Consider the following 24,320-nt stretch of genomic DNA (forward strand, 5'->3'; position numbering starts at 1 on the left):
TAAATTTGCAGAGAATTTAAAGGCACCAAAAAAGGTTCCTTCTTACTTAAAAAATAAGAGAACTCATGAAATTATTATTTATTACTTTAATCTTATTGGGAATTTCCATTGCAGGAATAGCTATAAAACTTTGGGCAAAAAAAGACGGGAAATTTGCTGGCACATGTGCTAGTCAGAATCCTGCTCTTAATAAAGAAGGTGAATCTTGTGGTTTTTGTGGAAAAACACCAGAACAATATGCCGATTGTAACGAACCTTCACATTCTTAAAATTACATGATGCTACTTGATGTTTTACTCTACTTATTTGTAGCTGTAGTTAGTATTCAAGTTTTTTTCTATATTTTTTTCTTCGGAAAATTTGCTTTCTTAAAAGCAAAAAAAGAAACCCCTAAAAACATTCCCGTTTCTATTATTATTTGCGCTAAAAATGAAGCAGCAAATTTAAAAAAGTTTCTACCATCCATCATTAATCAAGACTATCCAAATTTTCAAATTGTTTTAATAAATGATGCTTCTTATGATGACACTTTTGAGGTTATGGAAAGTTTTGCCAATCTTCACAACAATATAAAACTTGTTAATGTAGTAAATAACGAAGCTTTTTGGGCAAATAAAAAATACGCGTTAACTCTTGGTATTAAAGCAGCCAAACACAACCACTTACTGTTTACAGATGCAGACTGCAAACCTGTTTCAAAACATTGGATTACAGAAATGAGCTCTTGTTTTTTAGATGAAAAATCTATTGTTCTTGGATATGGAGGCTATTCTAAAATTAAAAAATCATTTCTTAATAAATTAATTCGTTTTGAAACACTTTTAACAGCTATTCAATACTTTTCTTTTGCAAAAATTGGTTTGCCATATATGGGAGTTGGACGAAACTTAGCCTATAAAAAGGAAGAGTTTTTTAATGCAAACGGTTTTATGAATCACATGTATATTCGTTCTGGAGACGACGATTTATTTATCAACCAAATTGCAACAAAACAAAATACAGAAATCTGTTTTTCAGAAGAAAGCTTTACAGAATCAACTCCTAAAACCACATACAAAGACTGGAAAACACAAAAAAGAAGACATATAACAACGGCTACTCATTACAAAGCAAAACACAAATATTTACTGGCTTTGTTTTATATCTCTCATATATTGTTTTGGAATCTGGCAATTGCTTTATTTATACCTTTATTTAAATGGGAATTTGTGCTTGCTCTTTTTCTAATAAGACAGGTTGCCCAGTTTATTGTTTATAATAAAGCTTCGGAAAAACTAAAGGAAAAAGATTTATTAATTTACATCCCCGTTTTAGAACTTTTTTTAATAGCTTTCCAGTTAAGTATCTTTATAAACAATCTGATCTCTAAACCTAAACATTGGAAATAAAAGAAGCTATACAAAAAGCCAAACAAAACGACCAAAAAGCATTTAACTTCTTATTGGACACTTATTGGGATTATGTATATGGATTTCAACTTAAACGGATTGAAAATGAAAATGACGCTGAAGACATTACCATTCAAACATTTTCTAAAGCATTCGATAAAATAGAATCATTCGACGAAAAATACGCCTTTAATACTTGGCTAGTTGCTATTTCAAAAAACATTCATATAGATTTAGTTCGAAAAGAAAAGAGACAACCTTCAAATACAATATCTAATGACAATGAAGATTCTTTTTATGACATTCTAGACGAATCACCTTCAGCTGAAGACAAATTAATCACAGAACAAAATTTAGCCAAATTATTACGTGATATTAAAAAACTGAAACCTCATTATCAGGAAATAATAAATTTAAGATTCTTTCAAGAACTAAGCTATAAAGATATTTCTAAAGAATTAAACGAACCTATAAATAACATCAAGGTTAAGCTGTTACGAGCAAAAAAACTACTTGCTGAAATTATTAAAAACAAATAGGTCTAAATTTTCAAATTAATCCACCATTTACTTCTTCCATTTTTAACATCCTTAATAATTAGTTACACCTTACTTTTGTATATTTGTGCTACAAAACAAATTGTAAATGAACAACGAAACAGCTTCTAATATATTACCTGCAAGGGAAGCCAAACCAAAATGGTTACGTGTAAAACTACCTACTGGAAAAAAATATACTGAACTAAGAAGTCTTGTAGACAAGTATAAACTAAATACAATTTGTACTTCTGGAAGTTGCCCAAATATGGGAGAATGTTGGGGAGAAGGAACGGCAACCTTTATGATTCTGGGAAATATCTGCACACGTTCATGTGGATTTTGTGGGGTACAAACCGGAAGACCAGAAACCCTTGATTGGGATGAACCTGAAAAGGTGGCACGTTCTATCAAACTCATGAAAATTACACATGCAGTATTAACTAGTGTTGATAGAGACGATTTAAAAGATATGGGAAGTATTATGTGGGCAGAAACTGTAAAAGCAGTTCGCAGAATGAATCCTGAAACAACCTTAGAAACGTTAATTCCAGATTTTCAAGGTATCGAACAACATATAGATAGAATTATTGACGTAGCCCCTGAAGTTGTATCACATAACATAGAAACTGTACGAAGACTAACCCGTGAAGTTAGAATTCAAGCCAAATACGACCGAAGTCTAGGAGTTCTAAAATACTTAAAAGATCAAGGGCAACGAAGAACAAAATCTGGTATTATGCTTGGTCTTGGAGAAACTCGCGAAGAAGTAATCGCTACACTTCATGATCTTAGAGAAAATGATGTTGATGTGGTTACCATTGGACAATATCTACAACCAAGTAAAAAGCATCTACCTGTAAAACAGTTTATTTTACCTGACCAATTTGATGAATACAAACATATTGGATTAGATTTAGGCTTCAGACATGTTGAAAGTAGTGCTTTAGTCCGTTCTTCCTATAAAGCACAAAAACACATTAATTAATGATACATGTTGCAATAAACGGTTTTGGACGCATTGGCAGACGCGTATTTAGATTATTACAAGGCAACAAAAACATTCAAGTTGTTGCTGTAAACGATTTAGCAGATACCAGAACACTTAGTCATTTATTAAAATACGACAGTATTCATGGCATATTTAATGAAACTATTTCTTTTGATGATGAACATGTAATAGTAAATGATATAAAAATACCTTTTTCTAAAGCAAATCATCCAAAAGATATTGATTGGAAACCTTTTAAAGTAGACTTTGTAATAGAAGCTACTGGAAAATTTAAAACTAAGGAAGCTCTAGAAAATCACATTATAAATGGCGCAAAAAAAGTTATTTTAAGTGTTCCACCACTAGAAGACGATATTAAAACTCTAGTTTTAGGAGTAAACGATAACATATTAACTGGAGATGAAACTATAGTGTCTAATGCCTCGTGCACAACAAATAATGCTGCGCCAATGATTGACATCATTAACAAACTCTGTGGGGTAAAACAGGCTTATATAACTACGGTTCACTCTTACACCTCCGATCAAAGCTTACACGACCAACCTCATAAAGATTTACGCCGTGCCAGAGCTGCAGGACAGTCTATAATACCAACAACCACAGGAGCTGCAAAAGCTCTAACAAAAATATTTCCAGAATTATCAGACGTTATTGGCGGCTGTGGTATTAGAGTTCCTGTAGCAAACGGTTCTCTAACAGATATTACTTTTAATGTGGAAAAAACGGTTAGTAGTGAAGACATTAATAACGCTTTTAAATTTGCATCTAAAAATGATTATAAAGGTATTTTAGAATATACCGAAGACCCTATTGTTTCTATTGATATTGTTGGCAATACACACTCTTGTGTTTTCGATTCTCAAATGACTTCAGTTATAGGAAATATGGTAAAAATTATTGGTTGGTATGATAATGAAACAGGTTATTCTAGCAGAATCATTGAATTAATTTGCAATTTGTCGATAAAAAAGCAACTTTAATCGAATAAATATTTATATTTGTTTTTACTAGTTAACTAAAAAATGTCCCGATTCAGCAATTACATATGTGCTATTATACTGTTGTTGAGCTTTAGTGTTTCATCTCAAACATCTATAGATGAAGACCCTGAAACTATACAAAACACCATTGATTTCCGTATTAATCAAGCACAAAAAGATATTGAAAAAAACTCCTATTTCGAAGCTAAAGAAAAATATGAAGAGGCTTTAGAGTTGGCTATTAAAATAGACAACCAAAAAAGTATAGGAATTATCTACTCAAAAATTGGAAAGCTTCAATATATTATTGAAGAACAAGATGAAGCTATTAAATTTCTTATAAAAGCAAACGAAGTTCAGCGTTTTGCAAAAGACGATATAAATCTAGCTGAAACCTATAAAACTCTTGGAAATGTTTATACCAGCAAGAAACAATACCAACAAGCTTTAGATTATTATAAATCTGCAAAAACACTTTTTGAACAAGAAGATTTAGATAATTTTGTTGCAGAAGTTCTACTAAATGAAGGTGTTACATACATTAGACTAAAAGACTATAAAAATGCTAAAACTCATTTACTTAAGTCTATTTCGGTAGCAAAAAGATACAATTTAGAAAAAATACTAAGCAGTGCTAAAATGAATTTAGGAACTGCACTATTTAATTTAGGCGAAACAGAAGATGCTATTGACCAAGCAAATGAAGGACTTAAAATTGCAAAAACATATAGTTTCAATAACATTTTAAACGACGGCTATTTAATACTAAGCAATCTTTATCAAGACACAGGAAATTACAAATTAGCCAACGAGTATTTAAAGAATCATATTAAATTAAATGACTCTTTATTGTCGATTAAAAGAAGTAGTCTTTCTCAAGAGAAGAGAATGCAATTACTAATAGAAACCCAAACTGAATATCAGAAAAAGCAATTGGCCGACTTAGAAGAACAAAAAGCAGCTAATAATTTAAACAAGCTAACAACTATTTTAAGTATTGCGTTAATTACCATTCTTTCTTTATTAACCTTATCACTTTACAAAAACAACAACATTCGTTTAAAGACGAATAACATGCTGCACAAAAAAAATGCTGAGTTAATTGTTGCTAAAGAAAAAGCTGAGCTTGCATCTAAAACCAAAGCAAATTTCTTATCAACCGTAACTCATGAGTTAAGAACACCCCTTTATGCTGTTACTGGTTTAACAAACATGCTTTTAGAAGAAGATCCAAAGCCAAACCAAATTCAGCATCTTCAATCTCTTAAATTTTCTGGAGATTACCTATTAACCTTTATTAACGATATCCTTCAAATTAATAAAATTGAAGCTAATAAAGCAGATATCGAACCAGAAGCATTCAACTTAAAAAAGAAAATGACCAATATTATTGCAGCTTTAAACAACTCTGCTTCAGACAATAATATTCAAATTCATTTAGAGTATGACCCTAACCTTCCAGAGAATTACGTAGCAGATCAAATTAAAATTTCTCAAATCTTAATTAATCTAATTGGAAATGCCATTAAATTTACAAAAGATGGAGACATTTGGGTTAGAGCATTTAAAGAACGTGTGACAGACGACTTATACAGTGTGAGATTTGAAATTGAAGACAACGGTATTGGAATTAGCGAAGAAAAACAAAACCAACTTTTTGAAAGCTTCTCTCAAGGATCTATTCAAATTAACAGAATATATGGCGGAACAGGGTTAGGACTTTCTATTGTAAAAGGATTAATTCAAATTTTAAAAGGAACTATTTCTCTAAAAAGTGAACTTGGAAAAGGCTCTAAATTCACCTTTGAAATCCCTTTAAAATATGCTGAAAAAGTTGAAACTCGCGAAGAAGTCCACTACTTTAAAGATATCAACGAAATAGACTTAAAAGACATTAGTATTTTAGTTGTTGAGGATAATAAAATTAATCAGATGATTACAAAGAAAATCCTTAACAAAATGAAACTAAGCTGTGATGTTATTGATAATGGGGAAGATGCCGTAAACATGGTAAGAGACAAAAAATACCATGTTATTTTAATGGATATCCACATGCCAGGAATTAGTGGTCTAGAAGCAACAAGGCTTATTAGAACCTTTAATAAAGACATCACTATTTTTGCACTTACAGCAGTAACACTTGAAGATAAAATGCATGAGTTTGATGAAGCAGGATTTAACGATATTATCTCTAAACCATTCAAACAAGAAGATTTCGAAAAGAAACTTTACGAAGCGTTAATCCAACAAGATTCCGGAACAGTTTAAGAACTAACAAAATTTAAGATTTCCTTATTAAATACGCCTGGATTATCTACAGAAATCTCTATAGGCAGATAAAATAATTTACCTTGTAATTTGGGTTCATCCTTTAATCTCATAAAGTCTTTTTCGGTTGTAAGTATATTATCCAATTGGGATAAATCTGAAATTTCCTTAGCAGAAAAATTATGATGATCTTTAAAGTTTAAATGATTAAATTCTAAATTATTCGACTTTAAATATTGAAGCAATGGATCTGGATTCGCAATTCCAGTAACCAATGTAAAGCCTTTTAATTGAGTAAAATCTAAACGTTTTGTTTGGGAGAGAATATTTTTAGAATAAGAAATTGAACTAAAAAAAACCGACTGACCAACTTCAGAATTTAACTTAACTCTAATCTCTTTTTTTTCTTTATCAGATATATTAATTGGGCACTTGGTTACCACAATTATATGAGCTCGCTTAGCACCTTTCTTAGGCTCTCTAAGGTTGCCAGTTGGCAAAACAATATCGTTACAATACAGATCCCCGTATGCCGTCAACAGGATATTAAACCCAGCATGTACTTTTCTATGCTGGAAAGCATCATCCAACAATATAACATCTGGCTTATTATTCAAGGCACGCAAGTTTTCAATCCCATTTTGTCTATTTGCGTCTACAGCAACGAGAATCTCATCCCCGAATTTATTATAAAATTGAAAAGGTTCGTCTCCTAGGGTTTTTGCTGAATCTGCAGTACTCGCCAATTTAAAACCTTCACTTTCACGTTTATATCCTCTACTCAAAGTGGCCAGTTTATAATCAGATTTTAATAAGCGAACCAAATATTCAATCATTGGTGTTTTTCCAGTACCACCAACACTTAAATTACCAACACAAATAACCGGAAATGCATAAAATTTGCTTTTCTTCCAACCTAGGTCGTATAATTTATTTCTGGTCCAAGTCACTAAATAATAGATTGGAACAATAGGAAATAAGATGTAGCGTAAGAATTTCATTAAAGCGAAATTAAAAATTTTATCTTTGTTTGAAACTTAATAACATAAAATTATGATAGTTCAAGATGTCATAAATCATATTGAAGCTCTTTCACCTTTAGCTTATGCTGAAGACTTTGACAATGTTGGTCTGCTTGTTGGCAATAAAAATAGCAAATTAACTGGTGTTTTGGTAACCCTAGACACATTGGAAACTGTGGTTGATGAGGCCATTGATACAAACTGTAACCTAATTGTTAGTTTTCATCCCATTATTTTTAAAGGCCTGAAAAAATTAAATGGAAAAAACTATGTGGAACGCGTAGTAATGAAAGCCATAAAAAATGACATTGCTATTTATGCCATGCATACAGCCTTAGACAATTCCATTTTAGGTGTAAATAATATGATTTGTGAAAAATTAGGTCTAATAAATCGAAACATATTAATACCACAAGCTCAAACCATAAAAAAACTCATCACATTTGTTCCAAAGAATGAAGCAGAAACTCTTAGGAATGCCTTATTTAATGCTGGAGCTGGAAGTATAGGGAATTACAACCATTGTAGTTTTAATACAGAAGGAATTGGTACATACAGAGGAAACGAAAACTCCAATCCAACTATAGGTATAAAGGGGGAAACACATCAGGAAGCTGAAACCCAAATTTCTGTAACCTTCCAAAGACATTTAGAATCTAAAATTTTAAAAGCACTTTTTAAAACCCATTCTTATGAAGAAGTAGCTTATGAGATAATAACGCTTGAAAATAAAAATCAAGATATTGGTATGGGAATGATTGGAGAGCTAGAAAACGCTATGTCTGAAACAGATTTCTTAAAACTTCTAAAAAGCACTATGAAAACTGGACAAATCAGACATTCTAAATTACTTCAAAAAAACATAAAAAAGGTAGCTGTATTAGGAGGCTCAGGAAGTTTTGCAATTGGAGCAGCAAAAGCAGCTCAAGCAGACATTTTTGTGACAGCAGATTTAAAGTATCACGACTTTTTTTCAGCTGAAAATCAGCTTATTTTGGCAGATATTGGTCATTTTGAAAGTGAACAATTCACAAAAAACCTTTTAGTTGCATATCTTACAGAAAAAATTACTAATTTTGCAATCGTTTTATCAAAGACAAACACTAATCCTGTTAAGTATTTTTAAACTATGGCAAAAAAGAAAGAAGCAACTGTAGAAGAGCGTTTAAGAGATTTATACGACTTACAACTTATCGATTCTCGTATCGATGAAATTAGAAATGTTCGTGGAGAACTTCCTTTAGAAGTTCGTGATTTAGAAGATGAAGTTGCTGGACTAAACACCAGATTAGAAAAACTTGAATCTAGTTTAGAGTCTATAAACAATCAAATTAGCGATAAAAAGAATCTAATTGAAGAATCTAAATCGTTAATTAAAAAATACAGCGAGCAACAAAAAAATGTTAGAAATAACAGAGAATACAACTCTATTACTAAAGAGATTGAATTCCAAGATTTAGAAATTCAACTTGCTGATAAGCACATTAAAGAATTTAAAGTTCAAATCGAGCAGAAAAAAGTAGTTATAGCTGAAACTAAAGACCGTTTAAAAGGTCGTCAATCGCACTTAAAGCACAAAAAAAGTGAGTTGGATGCTATTTTAGCTGAAACTGAAAAAGAAGAAGCTGCTTTAATTAAAAAATCTGACGAATATAAAACAACTATTGAAGAGCGTTTAGTAAAAGCTTACACTAGAATTAGAACTAATGTAAAAAACGGACTTGCTGTTGTTCCCATTGAAAGAGGTGCATCTGGTGGTTCTTTCTTTACTATCCCACCACAAGTGCAAATGGAAATTGCTTCTCGTAAAAAAATTATTACTGATGAGCATAGTGGACGTATTCTTGTAGATGCAGCTTTAGCTGAAGAAGAAAAAGAAAAAATGGAAAAAATGTTTTCTAAACTATAATCCATTTAAATATTATATTTAAAGCCTTCATAAACATGAAGGCTTTTTTTTTATTTAAAAATTATTAATAATTTCTCTTAAGGTTTTCAGGTTTTTTACGACCAACTTGAAAAAAGAAATATGCCAAACCTAAAAAATTTATTATCTACTTGTATTATCGTGTTGTTTTTTAGCTGTAATAATATGGCACAAGAAAACCAAGAGCAACAGGCTGTTATTAACGCAAAACCTATTGAAGTTCCAATACAAAACGGACTAGCTAAAGCTTACTTTGCCAGTGGTTGCTTTTGGTGTGTGGAAGCTATTTACGAAAGTGTAAATGGTGTTGAAGAAGTGATTTCTGGTTATGCTGGAGGACATACAAAAAACCCAACATACGCATCAAGCAATACGGGACGTACAGGACATGCCGAAGCTGTTGAAGTGATTTACAATCCCGAAAAAGTGAGTTTTTCTACTTTGGTGGATGTATATTTTGGGTCTCAAAATCCAACCCAGGTAAATGGTCAAGGCCCAGATAAAGGGTCTCAATATCGTTCTATTATCTTTTATCAAAACAAGGAGCAACAAAAAATTATAAATACTAAAAAAGAAGCTTTATCTAAAAAATTAGATGCCACAATAGCTGCTGAAGTATATCCTTTTACGAAATTTTGGATGGCAGAAGATTATCATCAAAACTATGAGAAACTGAACCCAGGAAACTCATATGTTCAGAATGTGTCCATTCCAAGATTAAACAAGTTTAAAGCTAAGTTTCCTGAATTATTAAAAGAAAATAAATAAGGTTTCAAAACCTAAAAGGTTTATTTTTTAGTCGCTTTAATCTCAAAAATCAAAGGATAGAGTTTATCTTTTGTTACAAACATTCCTGATTCATTTTCAATTAAATTTGGCAAGACGTTATATGGACTTTCATCATATTCATTTAGGTAGTCAATATGCAAACCGGCTTCTGTTAAGGCATTAATAACCTCGCTCAAGCCATGATTCCATCCATATTCTTTGCTAATCATTTTAGATTCTGTATTGGCGTAAGTCCCTTCGTATTCTTCATAAATTACCTCATCCTGCATATAACCATATTTCATAGTAGGTTTTTCCTCTAAATAATCGAACATCCACACAATTGGATGAAATTCAACCATATAAAATGCACCACCTTTTTTCAATCTTTCAGCAATCATTTTTCCCCAAGGTTTTAAATCTGGCAACCATCCAATCACACCATAGCTGGTAAAGACGATATCGAATGTCTCTTTAATATGCTTAGAGGTATCTAATACATTACAGCACACAAATTGCGCATCAAGTTTGAGTTCTTCATTTAATTGTTTTGCGAGAGCAATACCTTCATCGCTTAAATCAACTCCAACACAAGTAGCTCCTAACCTACTCCAACTTAACGTATCTTGCCCAAAGTGGCATTGTAAATGCAAAAGCGATTTCCCAGAAATATCTCCCAAAGCTTTTAATTCATAAGGCATTAATGATGTTTTTCCTTCCTTAAAAGCTTCGAGTTGATACATATCGCTTTTAGAGTGAATCTTCACTTTTTCATTCCAAGTAGTTTTGTTGGTATTAAAATAAGGTTCGTATTTACTCATTATTGGGAATTTTAAAAAACGAAGGTATTATATATTTATTAATATATTAGTGCCTTATCTATATCAATCCAAAAAACTTAAATACATGAAAAAACTACTGCTCCTGGTTAATCTACTATTTATTGTTACTATTTCATTTTCACAAAGTTTTTATAAAGTTGGTGATAAACTTATGACTAAAGAAAAATTTTATTCAGATTTAGAAATTATAAAGCAAGAAAACGCTCCTAAATACACGAATTTTGTAATTATAGAAGAAATTACAAGAAACGATTCCATTATAAAGAATATTCAAATTGGCATTTATAAAAATGAAACAAGAGCTTCAAAAGATTATTTTTTATTATTAAACAAACCTTTTCCTGATTTTAAATTTCAAGACTTGAATAACAACTGGTATGCTAAATCTCGGTTTTTAGGGAAGCAAACAGTTGTCTTCTTTATTCATCCAAAATTTCTTCCAACTAATAAAACAATAAAACTACTTAATGCTTTAAATAAAAACGACAAGTATCATGTGGTTGCTTTTCTAACTGATGATTCTGTCAAAAAATCAAGTTACAATAAAATAGAATTTCCAATTTTAAAAGACAGTCATATTTGGTTGAAACTAAATTTCTTTGGTCACCAAACACCTCAATATATGCTTTTGGATGAAAATGGTAATTTGTCTTATTTTTTTCCTAAATTCCCAAATACTAAAGACACAACTACACCTATTAAAGAAGAAACAAGAGAGATTTTCAACTTATTAGCTCATTAAGATTATGAAAAACCTAAACTTAATTATTATCATCTTTTTACTTTTTTCAGCTTGTAAATCCGATAAAAAAGAAACTATTTCAAAAAAAGAAATAACGCTTTCACCTGTCGAGAAAATAGCTCATGCTTATGGCATAGACCATTGGAATAAAGTAAAAGAGATTGCTTTTACCTTTAATGTAGATAGAGACAGCACACATTTTGAACGCTCTTGGATTTGGAATCCAAAGGCAAACCTAGTTACATTAATTTCGAATAACGACACTATACAATACAACAGGATTCAATTAGATAGTACCAATATAAATTCAGACAAAGCTTTTATAAATGACAAATATTGGCTGCTAGCTCCATTTAATTTGCTTTGGGACGAAGGAACAACCATTTCTAACCCAACGGAAGAAATGAGTCCAATAAGCAAGAAAATTCTCAACAAAATAACACTTACATATTCTAATGAAGGTGGATACACACCTGGAGACGCTTACGATTTTTATTACAACACCGATTATATCATTGAAGAATGGGTTTATAGAAAAGAAAATGCCAAAGTTCCAACCATGATAACGACATGGGAAAACAATAAAAATTTCAACGATATAACAATTTCTCTAAACCATAAAAAAGCAGACGATTACTGGGAGTTGTATTTTACAAATATTTCAATAAAATTAGAATAGAAACATCTAAAACTATCCATTATAACGTATATATAGTGTAAATATCCCGCTATAGGCGTCTATATATATTCAAAGCGCTTCATCTATAAAAGTTGAAGCGCTTTTTTTTGTTGCTTTTTAGCTCTAAAAACAATCAATTTCTTGGATATATTTAATTTAACTGTCATTATCTAATCCTTCATTTCTAAAATTATAATTCTTATTTTTGTTGGAAACCGAAAAACCACACACCTTGTCCAACTACAAATTAGGTCTTGAATATGCAAAAGAACAAGATCAAAACGACGAATTATCTCATTATAGAGAGCAATTTCATATTCCAAAAGATAAAGCCGGAAACAATTGGCTATACTTTACAGGAAATTCTTTAGGGTTACAACCAAAAAGCACTCAAAAATACATTCAACAAGAATTAAATGATTGGGCAAATTTTGGTGTAGAAGGACATTTTGAGGCTAAAAATCCTTGGATGCCATACCACGAATTCTTAACTGAATCTATGGCAAAAATTGTTGGTGCAAAACCCATAGAAGTGGTTACTATGAATACCCTAACAACCAATTTACATTTGTTAATGGTATCCTTTTATCAACCAACAAAAACAAAATACAAAATTGTTATTGAAAGTGATGCCTTCCCGTCAGACAGATATGCTGTACAAACACAATTGGACTTTCATGGTTTTGATACTAAAGAAGGATTGATAGAATGGAAACCCAGAAAAGGGGAAGAACTTCTAAACATGGAAGATTTAGAAACCATTCTAGAAGAACAAGGAGATGAAATTGCATTATTACTTATTGGAGGAGTTAATTATTACACGGGACAATATTTAGACATTAAGAAAATTGCCAAACTAGGCCATGCCAAAAATTGTATGGTTGGAATAGATTTAGCTCATGGAGCAGGTAATATCAACCCAGAACTTCATGCTTCAGGAGTGGATTTTGCAGCTTGGTGTACATACAAATATTTAAATTCCGGACCTGGAAGTCTAGGAGGTTTATTTGTGCACGAAAAACATGCGCATAATAAAAAACTAAAACGTTTTGCTGGGTGGTGGAGCCATAATAAATCTACTCGTTTTAATATGCGTCAACCTCTAGATGTTATTCCTGGAGCAGAAGGCTGGCAGCTTAGTAATCCTCCTATCTTATCCATGGCAGCTATTAAAGCGTCTTTAGATATGTTTAATGAAGTTGGAATGGATGCTCTTCGTAAAAAATCTGAAAAACTAACTGGGTATTTCGAGTTTCTATTAAACGAAATGAATAATGACAAGATAAAAATCATTACACCTTCTAATCCAAAAGAAAGAGGTTGTCAGCTTTCCATTCAAGTAAAAGATGCCGATAAAAACTTACATAAAAAACTAACAGATGCTCATATTATTACAGATTGGAGAGAGCCAGATGTGATACGTTGCGCACCTGTTCCTTTATACAACAGCTTTGAAGATGTGTTTAGAATGACAGAAACTCTTAAAACATTATTGTAAATTTTAAGCTTAAAATAAAAACAATGATTAAAAAAATCATCTTGATTCTAGTATCGCTTTTTTTATTTTGGCAGTCATTTAAATTATTATCTCTTATAAATCAAATAGAATTAAATACCTGGTGGTTTATTGGACTTATAGCTTTTTTAATTAATTTATTTATAACAGGTGTTTTTGCTTTTTTAGGCTTTGCCTTACCAACACAAAAATTAATCACACCCTCTTACTATAAAGTTACTAATTCCAAAAAATTAAAGAGAGTATATACTTTTTTGAAAGTAGATTATTTTAGAAATTTTTTATTAGCAACTTTTTGGCGTAACAAAAATCAGAGAAAAAAATATTTTGATGGAACCTTGGAAGGCATTTCTACATTAGATATTCAATCCAGAAAATCTGAGTTTGGACATTTAATTCCCTTTATAATTATAATAGTCGTCTGTATTTATTTTGTTATTTTAGGCTTAATTAAATTAGCTATTATCACGTTATTAATAAACATCTTAGGGAATTTATATCCAATTATTTTGCAAAGACACCACAGAATAAGAATACAAATATTAAGAAAAAGAATACATGCATAAACAACAGAACATACTAATTATAGGAGCCGGACTTTGCGGAAGTCTACTAGCTTTACGTTTAGGCCAAAGAGGGTACAACGTAACCCTAATGGAGATGCGTCCAGATTTACGTAAAGTAGATATTAGTGTTGGTCGCTCTATTAATCTAGCACTTTCAGATCGAGGTATAAAAGCTATGGAGTTAGTTGGGATTAAAGAGAAGGTAAAACCCTTATGCATTCCTATGAATGGACGAATGCTACACGATTTAGAAGGTAATACTACTTTAGCGCCTTATAGTGGTCGAGAACACGAATATATCAATTCAATTTCTCGTGGTTTATTAAATGGGTTGCTTTTAGATGAAGCTGAAAAACATGATAATGTGGTCATTCATTTTAATAGAAAGTGCGAATCGGTCGATTTCGAAAACACCACAGCTTTATTTATGGACACTGAAACAAGCAAGCAATTTGTAGAGGATGCCGATATTATTATCGCTACAGATGGTGCTGGTTCTGCTATGAGACAAAGTTATTATTTAGGAAAGAAATTCTTATTTAGCTTTTCGCAAGACTGGTTATCTCATGGCTACAAAGAACTCTGTTTTCTTCCTGCTGAAAATGATGGCTTTAAAACTTATAAAAATGCCCTGCATATATGGGGTCGAGAAGCCTTTATGCTAATTGCTTTACCTAATTTAGACGGTAGTTTTACAGTTACTTTATTTTTAAGTTTTGATGAAGGCGAATACAATTTCAATAACCTTACAACTAAAGAACGTGTTTTAGAATTTTTCAATAAATACTTTAAAGACGCTTTAGACTTGATGCCTAATCTGGTTGACGATTTTTTCGAAAACCCGACTTCCCCTCTCGGAACTGTAAAATGTTCTCCTTGGCATTATAAAGGAAATACACTTTTAATGGGAGATGCTGCCCATGCCATTGTACCTTTCTACGGACAAGGAATGAATGCTTCCTTTGAAGATGTTGTGGAATTTGATAAAGTTCTAGATGAAAATCACGAAGATTGGGAAACCATTTTCAAAGTTTATGAAAATTCTCGTAAAAAAGATACAGATGCTATTGCCGATCTAGCAATTGATAACTTTTACGAAATGAAAGGACATGTCAATCATGCTAATTTTAGAGAAAAACGCACTTTAGAAATGGCTTTTGAAAAGCAATTTCCAAACGAATACTCGTCAAAATATTCTTTAGTAACTTTTAATGAAAACATAAGCTATAGAGATGCTATGTTAATAGGTCGTGCACAAGACAAAGCCATTTTAAACATGTTAGCAGATGGACACATACCGACTGTTCACAATCTTACACAGGAAGAATTAAAAATGACATTAGAAAAAGTAAAAACAGCAACAAAAGACGTTTTAGAAGACGATAAAATTGCAGGATTAAAACAATAATTATGAGTGAGAAAATTGTAACCCCAAGAGGAGCCTACCCACATATAAAACAAGTAGGTGAATTTATCTTTGTTTCTGGAACTAGTTCTAGAAGAGCAGACAATACCATAGCTGGAGTTGATATAATTGACGACATGGGAACCAAGCGTCTTAATGCGGAAGTGCAAACTCGAGAGGTTTTAAAAAACATTGATTCCAATCTCAGAAAAGTTGGAGCAAGCTTAAAGGACGTTGTAGACGTTACCTCATTTTTAGTAAACATGAATGACTTTGCGGGTTACAATAAAGCTTATGCCGAGTTTTTTGATAAAGAATCAGGACCAACCAGAACAACAGTTGCAGTTCATCAATTACCACATCCAGATTTGGTGGTGGAAATTAAGGTCATGGCCTATAAGAAGCAGCAATAAAGTATAAAAACTAAAAGAATTCAATACGTTAATATTCTTTTATCTTATATCGGTTAATAACATGAACATACAAAACTACATAAACGGAAATTTCCATAATCCAATTCTTAACAATTGGATAGACAACTACAACCCGTCCAATGGTGAAGTTTATGGACAAATTCCAAATTCTTCAAAAGAAGATGTAGAAAACGCCTATATCGCTGCAAAATCAGCTTTTCCCGGTTGGTCTCAAACTACTTTAGAAGAACGAAGTAGAATTCTAATTAAAATTTCAGAATTATTAGAAACAAATCTGAAACGTTTTGCTGAAGCTGAAAGTAAAGACAATGGCAAACCGGTTAGTCTAGCAAAAGCAGTCGATATTCCACGAGCAGCAAGTAATTTTCGTTTTTTTGGAAATGCTATTACCCAATTCTCTAGCGAAAGTCACGAAAGTGTTGGACAAGATGCCATAAATTATACCTTACGCCAACCTATTGGAGTTGTTGGATGTATTTCACCATGGAATCTACCACTCTATCTTTTTACCTGGAAAATAGCACCAGCCATTGTAGCTGGAAATTGTGTCGTTGCCAAACCTAGTGAAGTAACACCAATGACAGCCTACTTATTAGGTGAAATTTGTAACGAAGCTGGTTTACCAAAAGGAGTTTTAAATATTGTTCATGGTCTTGGTGGCTCAACTGGTCAGGCCATTATTGAACATGAAGATATTAAAGCCATTTCCTTTACCGGAGGAACGACAACTGGAGCACATATTGCCAAAATAGCTGCTCCCATGTTTAAAAAACTATCGTTGGAATTAGGTGGTAAAAACCCAAATATCATTTTTGCAGATTGCGATTACGACGAGATGTTAGAAACAACGGTGCGTTCTTCATTTGCCAATCAAGGTCAGATTTGTTTATGTGGAAGTCGCATTTATGTAGAGGCATCTATCTATGAGACATTCAAAGCAGATTTTGTAAAAAGAATAAAAGCGCTCAAAGTAGGTCATCCATCGGAGGCATCATCAAATATTGGTGCATTGGTATCAAAACCTCATCTTGAAAAAGTGATGGAATATATTAAAATTGCAAAACAAGAAAACGGAAACATTCTTTGTGGCGGCAATACAGTAACTATAGAAGGATTTGAAAACGGGTACTATTTAGAACCAACAATAATAGAAGTTCCAAATGATGAATGCCGAGTAAACCAAGAAGAAATTTTTGGACCGGTAGTTACAATTATGTCCTTTACTCGCGAAGATGAAGTCCTTCAAATGGCTAACAAAGTAAAATACGGTTTATCGGCCACTTTATGGACCAACAATTTAAAACGCACTATGCGCATGAGCAACCAGTTACAAGCAGGAATTGTTTGGGTAAATACTTGGATGATGCGCGATTTACGAACCCCTTTTGGAGGCGTAAAAGCATCAGGTGTTGGTCGTGAAGGTGGTTTTGAAGCTCTGCGCTTTTTTACAGAAGCAAAAAATGTATGTATAAAATATTAAACTCCTGCTTTCGCAGGAAATACAAGATTCAGCTTAGCTAATCTTATAAATTGAAACGAAATATTAATCCTAGGTCATTTTGAACTAGTTTCAAAACCTCATAAAACAGACTCCTGCTTTTGCAGGAAATATTATGAATTTAAATTTAAATAACAAATACGCATTAGTCTGTGGTAGCACAGCAGGAATAGGAAAAGCAACAGCTATATCTTTAGCTTCTGAAGGAGTAAAAGTTACTTTAATAGCTAGAAACGAAGAAAAGTTAAAAGCGGTTTTAGCTGGTTTACCTCATCCTGAAAATCACGATTATATAGTAGCAGATTTTTCTAATCCCGTACAATTAAAAACAAAAGTAACTGAATATATTGCTAAAAATCACGGCTTCCATATTTTGGTAAACAATACGGGAGGCCCAAAAGGAGGACCCGTATTTTCTGCCGACTTAAGCGAGTTTGAAAATGCCTTTACACAGCATTTAAAATGCAATCATGTATTGGCTCAAGCCGTTGTTCCTTTTATGAAAGAAGCTGAATATGGTCGGATTATTAGTATTATTTCAACATCTGTAAAACAACCTCTAGATGGATTAGGAGTAAGTAATACCATTCGTGGTGCGGTTGCCAATTGGAGTAAAACCCTGGCCAACGAGCTTGGTTCTTTCGGGATTACGGTAAATAACGTCCTTCCGGGTGCAACTGGTACAGAGCGTTTATCAGAAATTATTAAGAATAAATCGGCTAAAGCAGGCAATTCGGAAGAAGAAGCTGCCAATGCCATGAAACAAGCCGTGCCAGCAAAACGATTCGCCAAACCAGAAGAATTAGCATATGCCGTTACCTTTTTAGCTAGCGAATGTGCGAGCTATATTAACGGAATTAACCTGCCTGTTGATGGTGGAAGAACAAAATCTTTGTAACTTTATATAATTATTAAATTAACAATATAAAATCATGAGCAAACTCGTATCTCCTTTAAATTTCAAAGCTTGGATTGAAGAAAACAGACATCTTTTAAAACCACCTGTTGGTAATAAAGTTGTTTGGAAAGATGGCGATTTTATAGTCATGGTTGTTGGAGGCCCAAATAGCAGAAAAGATTATCACTATAACGAAACCCCTGAATTCTTCTATCAAATAGAAGGAGATATGGTGTTAAAAGTCATAGACGAAGGCCAACCAAAAGACATTCATATTAAAGAGGGAGACATTTTTTTGTTACCACCTAAAGTGCCACATTCTCCACAAAGAGGCGCTAACACTGTTGGGTTGGTTATAGAGTACCCTAGAGAAAAAGGCGTTCAAGATGCATTGCTTTGGTTCTGTGAAAATTGCACAACCAAACTGTATGAAGAAGATTTTACGGTTGAAAACATTGAAACAGACATGCCGAAGATTTTCGATAAATATTATGGAGATAAAGACAAACGCAGTTGTCCAAATTGTGGCGAAGTAATGCAACCTCCTAAGAAAGTTCAATTAGAAGATTAGATTGTTATTCAAAACATTCCGACTAATGTTGGAGTTAAAGAATCTAAAAAGACAATTCGACTAGTAATACATGACAAAAAAACAAATTAAAAATGAGATGCTTCGACAGGCTCAGCATGACATATGAAAGAAAATCGTAAATTAAGAATAAACGGACATTCTCACCTCCTTCCTTATCCTGAGGAAATTCCTCAGTTTATGAAAGACAAAGGCATTTTTTGGGTTGATAAAGATAGAAAATTCATGCTTCAAAAGGATTGGAGCCGCCCTGTAACGGACTCTAGTTTCTTTTTAGATGATAAGCTTGCTTGGATGGAACGCTTTAAAATTGATCATGCTGTTGTTTTAAACTTATCTCAATTATATGGAAATGGCTTGCGTGTGGAAGAAATGAAACAGGCCTTACGATTTCAAAACGATTTTAATGCGAAAGTGCAACGTGAAAACCCTAGTAAATTTACTTGTGGTTTTGTAGTTCATCCTGGTTTTGTTCGTGGTGCTTGTTGGGAAATTGAACGTTGTGTTGAAGAGTTAGGCATGCAACTTCTTTGTTTACCTACGCACTATATGGATACTATTGGAACGTGGCGTTGCATTTTTGATGAAGAAAATGAGCCTATTTTTGAAATGGCAAACAAATACAACCTAGCAGTTGAAATCCATCCTTACGATGGAGAGAAATTCATCAAATTAGAAAATATCTCTTGGCGTTTTCACTTGATATGGATGTTGGCACAATGTGCAGATGCCTATCACTTTTTAACACTAAACGGTTATCAAGATAAATATCCTAATATGCGAACTTGTTTTGCTCATGGTGGACAATTAGCGCAAATTAACTTAGGAAGGCGTATTCAAGGTTTTGATGGGAGGCCCGATTTATTTGAAGGTAAAAGTCATCCAAGAAAAGCAGTAGGACATAAAAATATCTTTTTTGATACTTTGGTTCACGACACAGGTGGTTTAGAGTTATTAATTAGAAATCAAGGTTCAAAACAAGTATTAATGGGATTAGACGACCCGTATCCTTTAGGAGAAATGGAAAGCTCAAAACAATCTTCTTATCCTGGGAAAATTTTAGATTTAGCTGTAGAGCGGAAAATCATCAAAGAGGTTGAACGGGATGCTATTTGGCAAGACAACGTCATACAATGGTTATGTGGAGATGATCAAGCCGCTAAAGATAAATTAGTAAATAGAATTTTAGGATAAACGAATGTCATTGTGAACATAGTGAAGAATCTATAAAAAAAGGTGCTTCGACAAGCTCAATATAACATTCAATTAAATTAGCACATGCACTTCCTACCAGAGAAAATAGACGAATATGTAGTTGCTCATTCTGAAACAGAACCAGAATTATTACAGCAACTGACCCGTGAAACCTATCAAAAAATATTACAACCTATTATGCTTAGTGGCCCTTATCAAGGCCGTGTTTTAAGTATGATTTCAAAATTAATTAGACCAAAAACTATTCTAGAGTTAGGCACTTTTACTGGTTATGCCACTTTATGTTTAGCTGAAGGCTTACAAGCTTCAGGAGAAATTCACACCATAGATATAAATGAAGAATTAGTAGATTTTCAACGTAAATATTTTGACAAATCTAACTTTGGAAAACAAATTCATCAACATTTAGGAAATGCTTTAGATGTTATTCCAACCTTAAACAAAACCTTCGATTTGGTTTTTATTGATGCTGATAAACCTAACTACTCCAATTATTTTCACGCCATTATAGACAAGTTAAATCCTGGCGGCATCATGATATCAGATAATGTGCTTTGGCACGGGAAAGTGATTGAAAAACTAGATCCCAAAGATATTTCAACCCAAGCTGTTCTAGAATATAATGACTTATTAAAAAATGATGAAAGAATAGAAAGTCTGATGCTTCCTATTAGAGATGGTTTGACTATTAGCAGAAAGAAGTAATAAATTCAATAAGGGAGAAATTTTACATTTTACGCCTTACAGAACCCGTAAAATCCTCTAGCTCGTCTTTTACTTTGTTGAGTTCCTCTTGGACATCTTTGGTGATGCTGGTATCAATACCATTTTTTTCGGCACTCTTGGTGATTTCAGTTTTTATATCGCTAGAAGCGTCTTTAAGCATACGCATACCTTTTCCTAATCCTCTAGCGATTTCAGGAATTTTATCGGCACCAAAAACCATGACTACTATAAATAGTATGAACATGATTTCGGTTGTTCCTATAAATAAAAAAATGCTTGCTTGTATCACAATGCAAATATAGTAAGTTGATACATACGAATAAAAAAAGCCGACTCATTTTTATGGTCGGCTTTTAAATATTTAACTTTTTATGCTATTTAATCTTTCGCATTCTCTTTAAACTTATCGAAATCGCTTTGCGAAACTTCTTTTGGCCATGAGTTATTAGACGTATCTACATCTGCAGTTTCAAGATTAGGATCGACAGTAATTTTTACAATCTCCTTGTCTGAAGCAACGGATTTGCTAACTTCTTTATCATTTAATCTCCAAATTTGAGCTGGGTAGTGTTCTGTTTTAGAAGTACCATCAGCATAGGTGTATTCCACAATAATTGGCATAACCAAACCTCCCGGCTTATCAAATGTTACGCTATAAAAATATTTAGGCGCTTTTATATTTTCACGTTCAGCTTCTGTAAAGTTGTCCATAACATATTCTTTTAAAGGAGTAGAATTATCTAATAAGGTACCATTTTTCAATTCCTCGTTAAACTCTTCGCTTCCTTCTTCTACCATAAATACCAATGGTGGTAAATCTGATAACTCCATACCATATCGTTTTGCCATATTCTTGGCATATTCATTAGGCTCTGAAGACACAAAGTATTTTTTGACATCTTTTACTCCTATATCCACATAATCCGTAGTGTAAAACCATCCTCTCCAATACCAATCTAAATCGAAGGCAGAAGCGTCTTCCATGGTTCTAAAGAAATCCTCAGGAGTTGGGTGTTTAAACATCCAACGATGCGAATACTCTCTAAATGCATAATCAAATAACTCACGCCCCATAACGCTTTCACGTAAAATATTTAAAGCTGTTGCGGGTTTTCCGTAAGCATTATTTCCAAATTGATAGGTATTTAAACCTTTGGTCATAATAGGTGCAATAAAATCTTGATCACCTCCCATATAAGGCACAATATTAGCTGCTGGTCCACGACTTGAAGGATATTTATCATGTCCAGGAGATAGTGCTGTTGGATGCCATTCTCCAAAATCTTGTTCAGCTACATATTGCAAAAAGGTGTTTAAACCTTCGTCCATCCATGTCCATTGGCGCTCATCACTATTTACAATCATAGGAAAATAATTATGTCCAACTTCATGAATAATTACACTAATCATTCCGTATTTTGTTCTGTCGCTATATTTTCCATTTTCATCTGGACGTCCATAATTCCAGCAAATCATTGGGTACTCCATCCCTTGTTGCTTAGCATGAACAGAAATAGCTTTATGATATGGGTAATCGAATGTCATTCTTGAATAGGTTTTTAAAGTAGCAGCAACGGCATAGGTTGACCATTCTTCCCAAAGCGGGTTTCCTTCTTTGGGATACATAGAAACCGCCATCACATCTTTGTCGCCAATTTTAACGGCCATCATATCCCAAATATATTTTCTTGATGTTGCGAAACCAAAATCACGAACATTCTCAGCATATAATTTCCAAGTCTTTGTTTTTTCTGAAAAACCTTTTTCTGCAGCTTCAGCTTCTTCTTGAGTTACAATTAAAACTGGTTTATCGTAAGATTTTTGAGCTTGTTCATAACGTTTCATCATGTCTTTAGTAAAGACTTCTTTTCTATTGGTAAGTTTTCCTGTAGCATCTAGAATATGATCTGCAGGAACCGTAATATTTACTTCAAAGTTTCCAAAAGGAAGTGCAAATTCATCACGTCCCCAAAACTGTGAGTTTTGCCATCCTTCCACATCGTTATATACTGCCATTCTAGGATAGAATTGTGCAATAACATAAGCTCTGTTTCCATCTTCTGGGAAAAATTCGTATCCAGAACGTCCACGATCTTTTTGGTGATTGTTAATATTATACCACCATTTAATTGAGAATGAGAATTTTTCACCTGGATTTAAAGTTTCAGGTAATTCTACACGCATCATGGTTTGGTTAATCATATATGGTAAGTCTTTTCCATTGGTTTCTTTAACTTCCTGAATTTTAAAGCCTCCATCAAAACCTTCCGTCATATAAGTTGAAGCAAATGTTGACGCTTGTTGTGCTGGAGCAAAGCCACTACCCTCTATTAAAGGTGTAAGAGAATTTTGTGCTCTCATATTTTGATCTAATTGTACCCAAAGGTATTTTAATTGATCTGGAGAGTTGTTAGAATAAGTAATGGTTTCGAACCCTGAAATTTTAGCATTTTTATCGTCTAAAACAATATCCATTTTATAATCTGCCTGCTGCTGATAATAAGAAGGACCTGGAGCTCCAGAAGCTGTACGAAACATGTTTGGAGTTGAAAACTCGTCGTATAATTGCTTGAATTTATTGTTGTTTGTGTGTCCTGGTTTACGGTCTGGCTTCTCTTGCTCTTGCGAAAATGCGCTAACAGATACAAATAAAACCGAAAGAATAAGATACTTTAGTGTTTTCATTGGAATAAATTAGTTAGAAAAATAGATGTGGAAATTAACGAATTTTTAAGATTTTAATTCACTTTATTTAAAGTTTAACATAGCTTTATCATTTTCTTTTATCAAGATAAAGCTCTTATTTTTAGAATGTATTTTAGTTCTAATAATATTTTGTTGTTCTGCATACAAATCAAAAAGAACTGAGTTTTCAATTTCAAAGGTATTAATGTCTTTAATTCCTTCTATCTCCAGATAACATATTACAATATCCTTATCGTACTCTTTTCCTATATAATTAAGCGTCTTTTTTTCATCATTAATAAGAATAATCATTTTTCCTTTTAAATATCTTTCAATGTAGAAATTAGCATCATCTGTTTCGGATTGCGGTCCTAAAAGCACATTTTCATCGTAACGTTTTCTTAGCACGGCTTCAAAATCGTCTATAAATATCCTAGTAATTATTTGAACTGATTGTTTGTCTTTTACATACTCAATTTGTGTCACACTAACATAGTATTTATGAATAGCTGTAAATGCTAACAAAGGCAATAAAATCAGAAGTAAGGGTTTTTTAATAAAAAACATAAAGTTGAATTGATTAAGCAAATTTAATACTTTGAAAATTCAAAAATCATTCCTAAA

Annotated in this window: 25 protein-coding genes; 20 read left to right on the forward strand and 5 right to left on the reverse strand. The window is 32.7% G+C overall.

What is annotated here, in order from left to right; genetic code table 11:
- The first annotated feature begins 65 nt into the window (after positions 1-65).
- From OS191_RS07915 to OS191_RS07940, 6 genes are all read left to right on the forward strand, one after another.
- Entirely contained in the window at positions 66-269 is a 204-nt protein-coding gene (locus OS191_RS07915; protein ID WP_267155163.1) for a membrane or secreted protein, read from the forward strand.
- Positions 270-275: 6 nt separating this feature from the next.
- The gene (locus OS191_RS07920; protein WP_267155164.1) at positions 276-1,388 is read left to right on the forward strand and encodes a glycosyltransferase; all 1,113 of its coding nucleotides are present in this window, start codon (positions 276-278) and stop codon (positions 1,386-1,388) included.
- On the forward strand, positions 1,379-1,927 hold the full coding sequence (locus OS191_RS07925) for an RNA polymerase sigma factor (RefSeq protein ID WP_267155165.1): 549 nt from the start codon (positions 1,379-1,381) through the stop codon (positions 1,925-1,927). The genes OS191_RS07920 and OS191_RS07925 overlap by 10 nt, the downstream gene beginning before the upstream one ends.
- 106 nt (positions 1,928-2,033) lie before the next feature.
- Positions 2,034-2,912: a lipoyl synthase gene (lipA, locus tag OS191_RS07930; protein ID WP_267155166.1), complete on the forward strand. Its 879-nt coding sequence runs from the start codon at positions 2,034-2,036 to the stop codon at positions 2,910-2,912.
- Positions 2,912-3,916 carry a type I glyceraldehyde-3-phosphate dehydrogenase gene (gene gap / locus OS191_RS07935; protein WP_267155167.1) on the forward strand — a complete coding sequence of 335 codons (1,005 nt, stop codon included), beginning with the start codon at positions 2,912-2,914 and terminating at the stop codon, positions 3,914-3,916. The genes lipA and gap overlap by 1 nt, the downstream gene beginning before the upstream one ends.
- A gap of 42 nt (positions 3,917-3,958) precedes the next feature.
- Positions 3,959-6,184, forward strand: coding sequence for an ATP-binding protein (locus tag OS191_RS07940; protein ID WP_267155168.1), 2,226 nt, complete (start codon positions 3,959-3,961; stop codon positions 6,182-6,184).
- On the opposite strand, the gene lpxK is transcribed toward OS191_RS07940, so the two are convergent.
- Positions 6,181-7,185: a tetraacyldisaccharide 4'-kinase gene (lpxK, locus tag OS191_RS07945; protein ID WP_267155169.1), complete on the reverse strand. Its 1,005-nt coding sequence runs from the start codon at positions 7,183-7,185 to the stop codon at positions 6,181-6,183. The genes OS191_RS07940 and lpxK overlap by 4 nt on opposite strands.
- Before the next feature lie 52 nt (positions 7,186-7,237).
- Between lpxK and OS191_RS07950 the strand changes: the two genes are divergently transcribed.
- From OS191_RS07950 to msrA, 3 genes are all read left to right on the forward strand, one after another.
- Positions 7,238-8,332, forward strand: coding sequence for a Nif3-like dinuclear metal center hexameric protein (locus tag OS191_RS07950; RefSeq protein WP_267155170.1), 1,095 nt, complete (start codon positions 7,238-7,240; stop codon positions 8,330-8,332).
- 3 nt (positions 8,333-8,335) lie between these two features.
- Entirely contained in the window at positions 8,336-9,115 is a 780-nt protein-coding gene (locus tag OS191_RS07955) for a zinc ribbon domain-containing protein (RefSeq protein WP_267155171.1), read from the forward strand.
- Positions 9,116-9,235: 120 nt separating this feature from the next.
- Positions 9,236-9,901, forward strand: coding sequence for a peptide-methionine (S)-S-oxide reductase MsrA (gene msrA / locus OS191_RS07960; RefSeq protein ID WP_267155172.1), 666 nt, complete (start codon positions 9,236-9,238; stop codon positions 9,899-9,901).
- Positions 9,902-9,921: 20 nt separating this feature from the next.
- Here the strand turns inward: msrA and OS191_RS07965 are convergent, their stop codons facing one another.
- Positions 9,922-10,722: a class I SAM-dependent methyltransferase gene (locus OS191_RS07965; RefSeq protein WP_267155173.1), complete on the reverse strand. Its 801-nt coding sequence runs from the start codon at positions 10,720-10,722 to the stop codon at positions 9,922-9,924.
- A gap of 85 nt (positions 10,723-10,807) precedes the next feature.
- Between OS191_RS07965 and OS191_RS07970 the strand changes: the two genes are divergently transcribed.
- From OS191_RS07970 to OS191_RS08020, 11 genes are all read left to right on the forward strand, one after another.
- The gene (locus OS191_RS07970) at positions 10,808-11,485 is read left to right on the forward strand and encodes a TlpA family protein disulfide reductase (RefSeq protein ID WP_267155174.1); all 678 of its coding nucleotides are present in this window, start codon (positions 10,808-10,810) and stop codon (positions 11,483-11,485) included.
- 4 nt (positions 11,486-11,489) lie between these two features.
- Positions 11,490-12,164, forward strand: a complete 675-nt coding sequence (locus tag OS191_RS07975; RefSeq protein ID WP_267155175.1) for a hypothetical protein — start codon at positions 11,490-11,492, stop codon at positions 12,162-12,164.
- 232 nt (positions 12,165-12,396) lie between these two features.
- Positions 12,397-13,662: a kynureninase gene (gene kynU / locus OS191_RS07980; protein WP_267155176.1), complete on the forward strand. Its 1,266-nt coding sequence runs from the start codon at positions 12,397-12,399 to the stop codon at positions 13,660-13,662.
- A 23-nt stretch (positions 13,663-13,685) separates the two neighbouring features.
- Positions 13,686-14,246, forward strand: a complete 561-nt coding sequence (locus OS191_RS07985; protein WP_267155177.1) for a glycosyl-4,4'-diaponeurosporenoate acyltransferase CrtO family protein — start codon at positions 13,686-13,688, stop codon at positions 14,244-14,246.
- A complete protein-coding gene (locus tag OS191_RS07990; protein ID WP_267155178.1) occupies positions 14,239-15,654 on the forward strand; it encodes an FAD-dependent oxidoreductase in 1,416 nt (471 codons plus the stop codon). The genes OS191_RS07985 and OS191_RS07990 overlap by 8 nt, the downstream gene beginning before the upstream one ends.
- 2 nt (positions 15,655-15,656) lie before the next feature.
- Complete coding sequence (locus OS191_RS07995; protein ID WP_267155179.1) at positions 15,657-16,064, forward strand: RidA family protein; 408 nt, start codon at positions 15,657-15,659, stop codon at positions 16,062-16,064.
- A 61-nt stretch (positions 16,065-16,125) separates the two neighbouring features.
- Positions 16,126-17,565: an aldehyde dehydrogenase gene (locus tag OS191_RS08000; RefSeq protein WP_267155180.1), complete on the forward strand. Its 1,440-nt coding sequence runs from the start codon at positions 16,126-16,128 to the stop codon at positions 17,563-17,565.
- Positions 17,566-17,698: 133 nt separating this feature from the next.
- Positions 17,699-18,481 carry an SDR family oxidoreductase gene (locus OS191_RS08005; RefSeq protein WP_267148348.1) on the forward strand — a complete coding sequence of 261 codons (783 nt, stop codon included), beginning with the start codon at positions 17,699-17,701 and terminating at the stop codon, positions 18,479-18,481.
- A gap of 34 nt (positions 18,482-18,515) precedes the next feature.
- Positions 18,516-19,052 (forward strand): 3-hydroxyanthranilate 3,4-dioxygenase, encoded by a 537-nt coding sequence (locus OS191_RS08010; protein WP_267155181.1) that lies wholly within the window; start codon positions 18,516-18,518, stop codon positions 19,050-19,052.
- A 123-nt stretch (positions 19,053-19,175) separates the two neighbouring features.
- Positions 19,176-20,264 (forward strand): amidohydrolase family protein, encoded by a 1,089-nt coding sequence (locus OS191_RS08015; protein WP_267155182.1) that lies wholly within the window; start codon positions 19,176-19,178, stop codon positions 20,262-20,264.
- A gap of 84 nt (positions 20,265-20,348) precedes the next feature.
- Positions 20,349-20,990 (forward strand): O-methyltransferase, encoded by a 642-nt coding sequence (locus OS191_RS08020; protein WP_267155183.1) that lies wholly within the window; start codon positions 20,349-20,351, stop codon positions 20,988-20,990.
- A 22-nt stretch (positions 20,991-21,012) separates the two neighbouring features.
- Here OS191_RS08020 and OS191_RS08025 read toward each other — a convergent pair whose 3' ends face one another.
- The 3 genes from OS191_RS08025 to OS191_RS08035 form a co-directional block, all read right to left on the reverse strand.
- Complete coding sequence (locus OS191_RS08025) at positions 21,013-21,297, reverse strand: Sec-independent protein translocase subunit TatA/TatB (protein WP_416236423.1); 285 nt, start codon at positions 21,295-21,297, stop codon at positions 21,013-21,015.
- A gap of 92 nt (positions 21,298-21,389) precedes the next feature.
- Positions 21,390-23,696 (reverse strand): M1 family metallopeptidase, encoded by a 2,307-nt coding sequence (locus OS191_RS08030; RefSeq protein WP_267155185.1) that lies wholly within the window; start codon positions 23,694-23,696, stop codon positions 21,390-21,392.
- Between the two features lie 63 nt (positions 23,697-23,759).
- On the reverse strand, positions 23,760-24,263 hold the full coding sequence (locus OS191_RS08035) for a DUF6702 family protein (protein WP_267155186.1): 504 nt from the start codon (positions 24,261-24,263) through the stop codon (positions 23,760-23,762).
- Positions 24,264-24,320 lie beyond the last annotated feature (57 nt).

Source organism: Xanthomarina sp. F2636L (genome assembly GCF_026410195.1).
Classification (GTDB): Bacteria; Bacteroidota; Bacteroidia; order Flavobacteriales; family Flavobacteriaceae; genus Xanthomarina.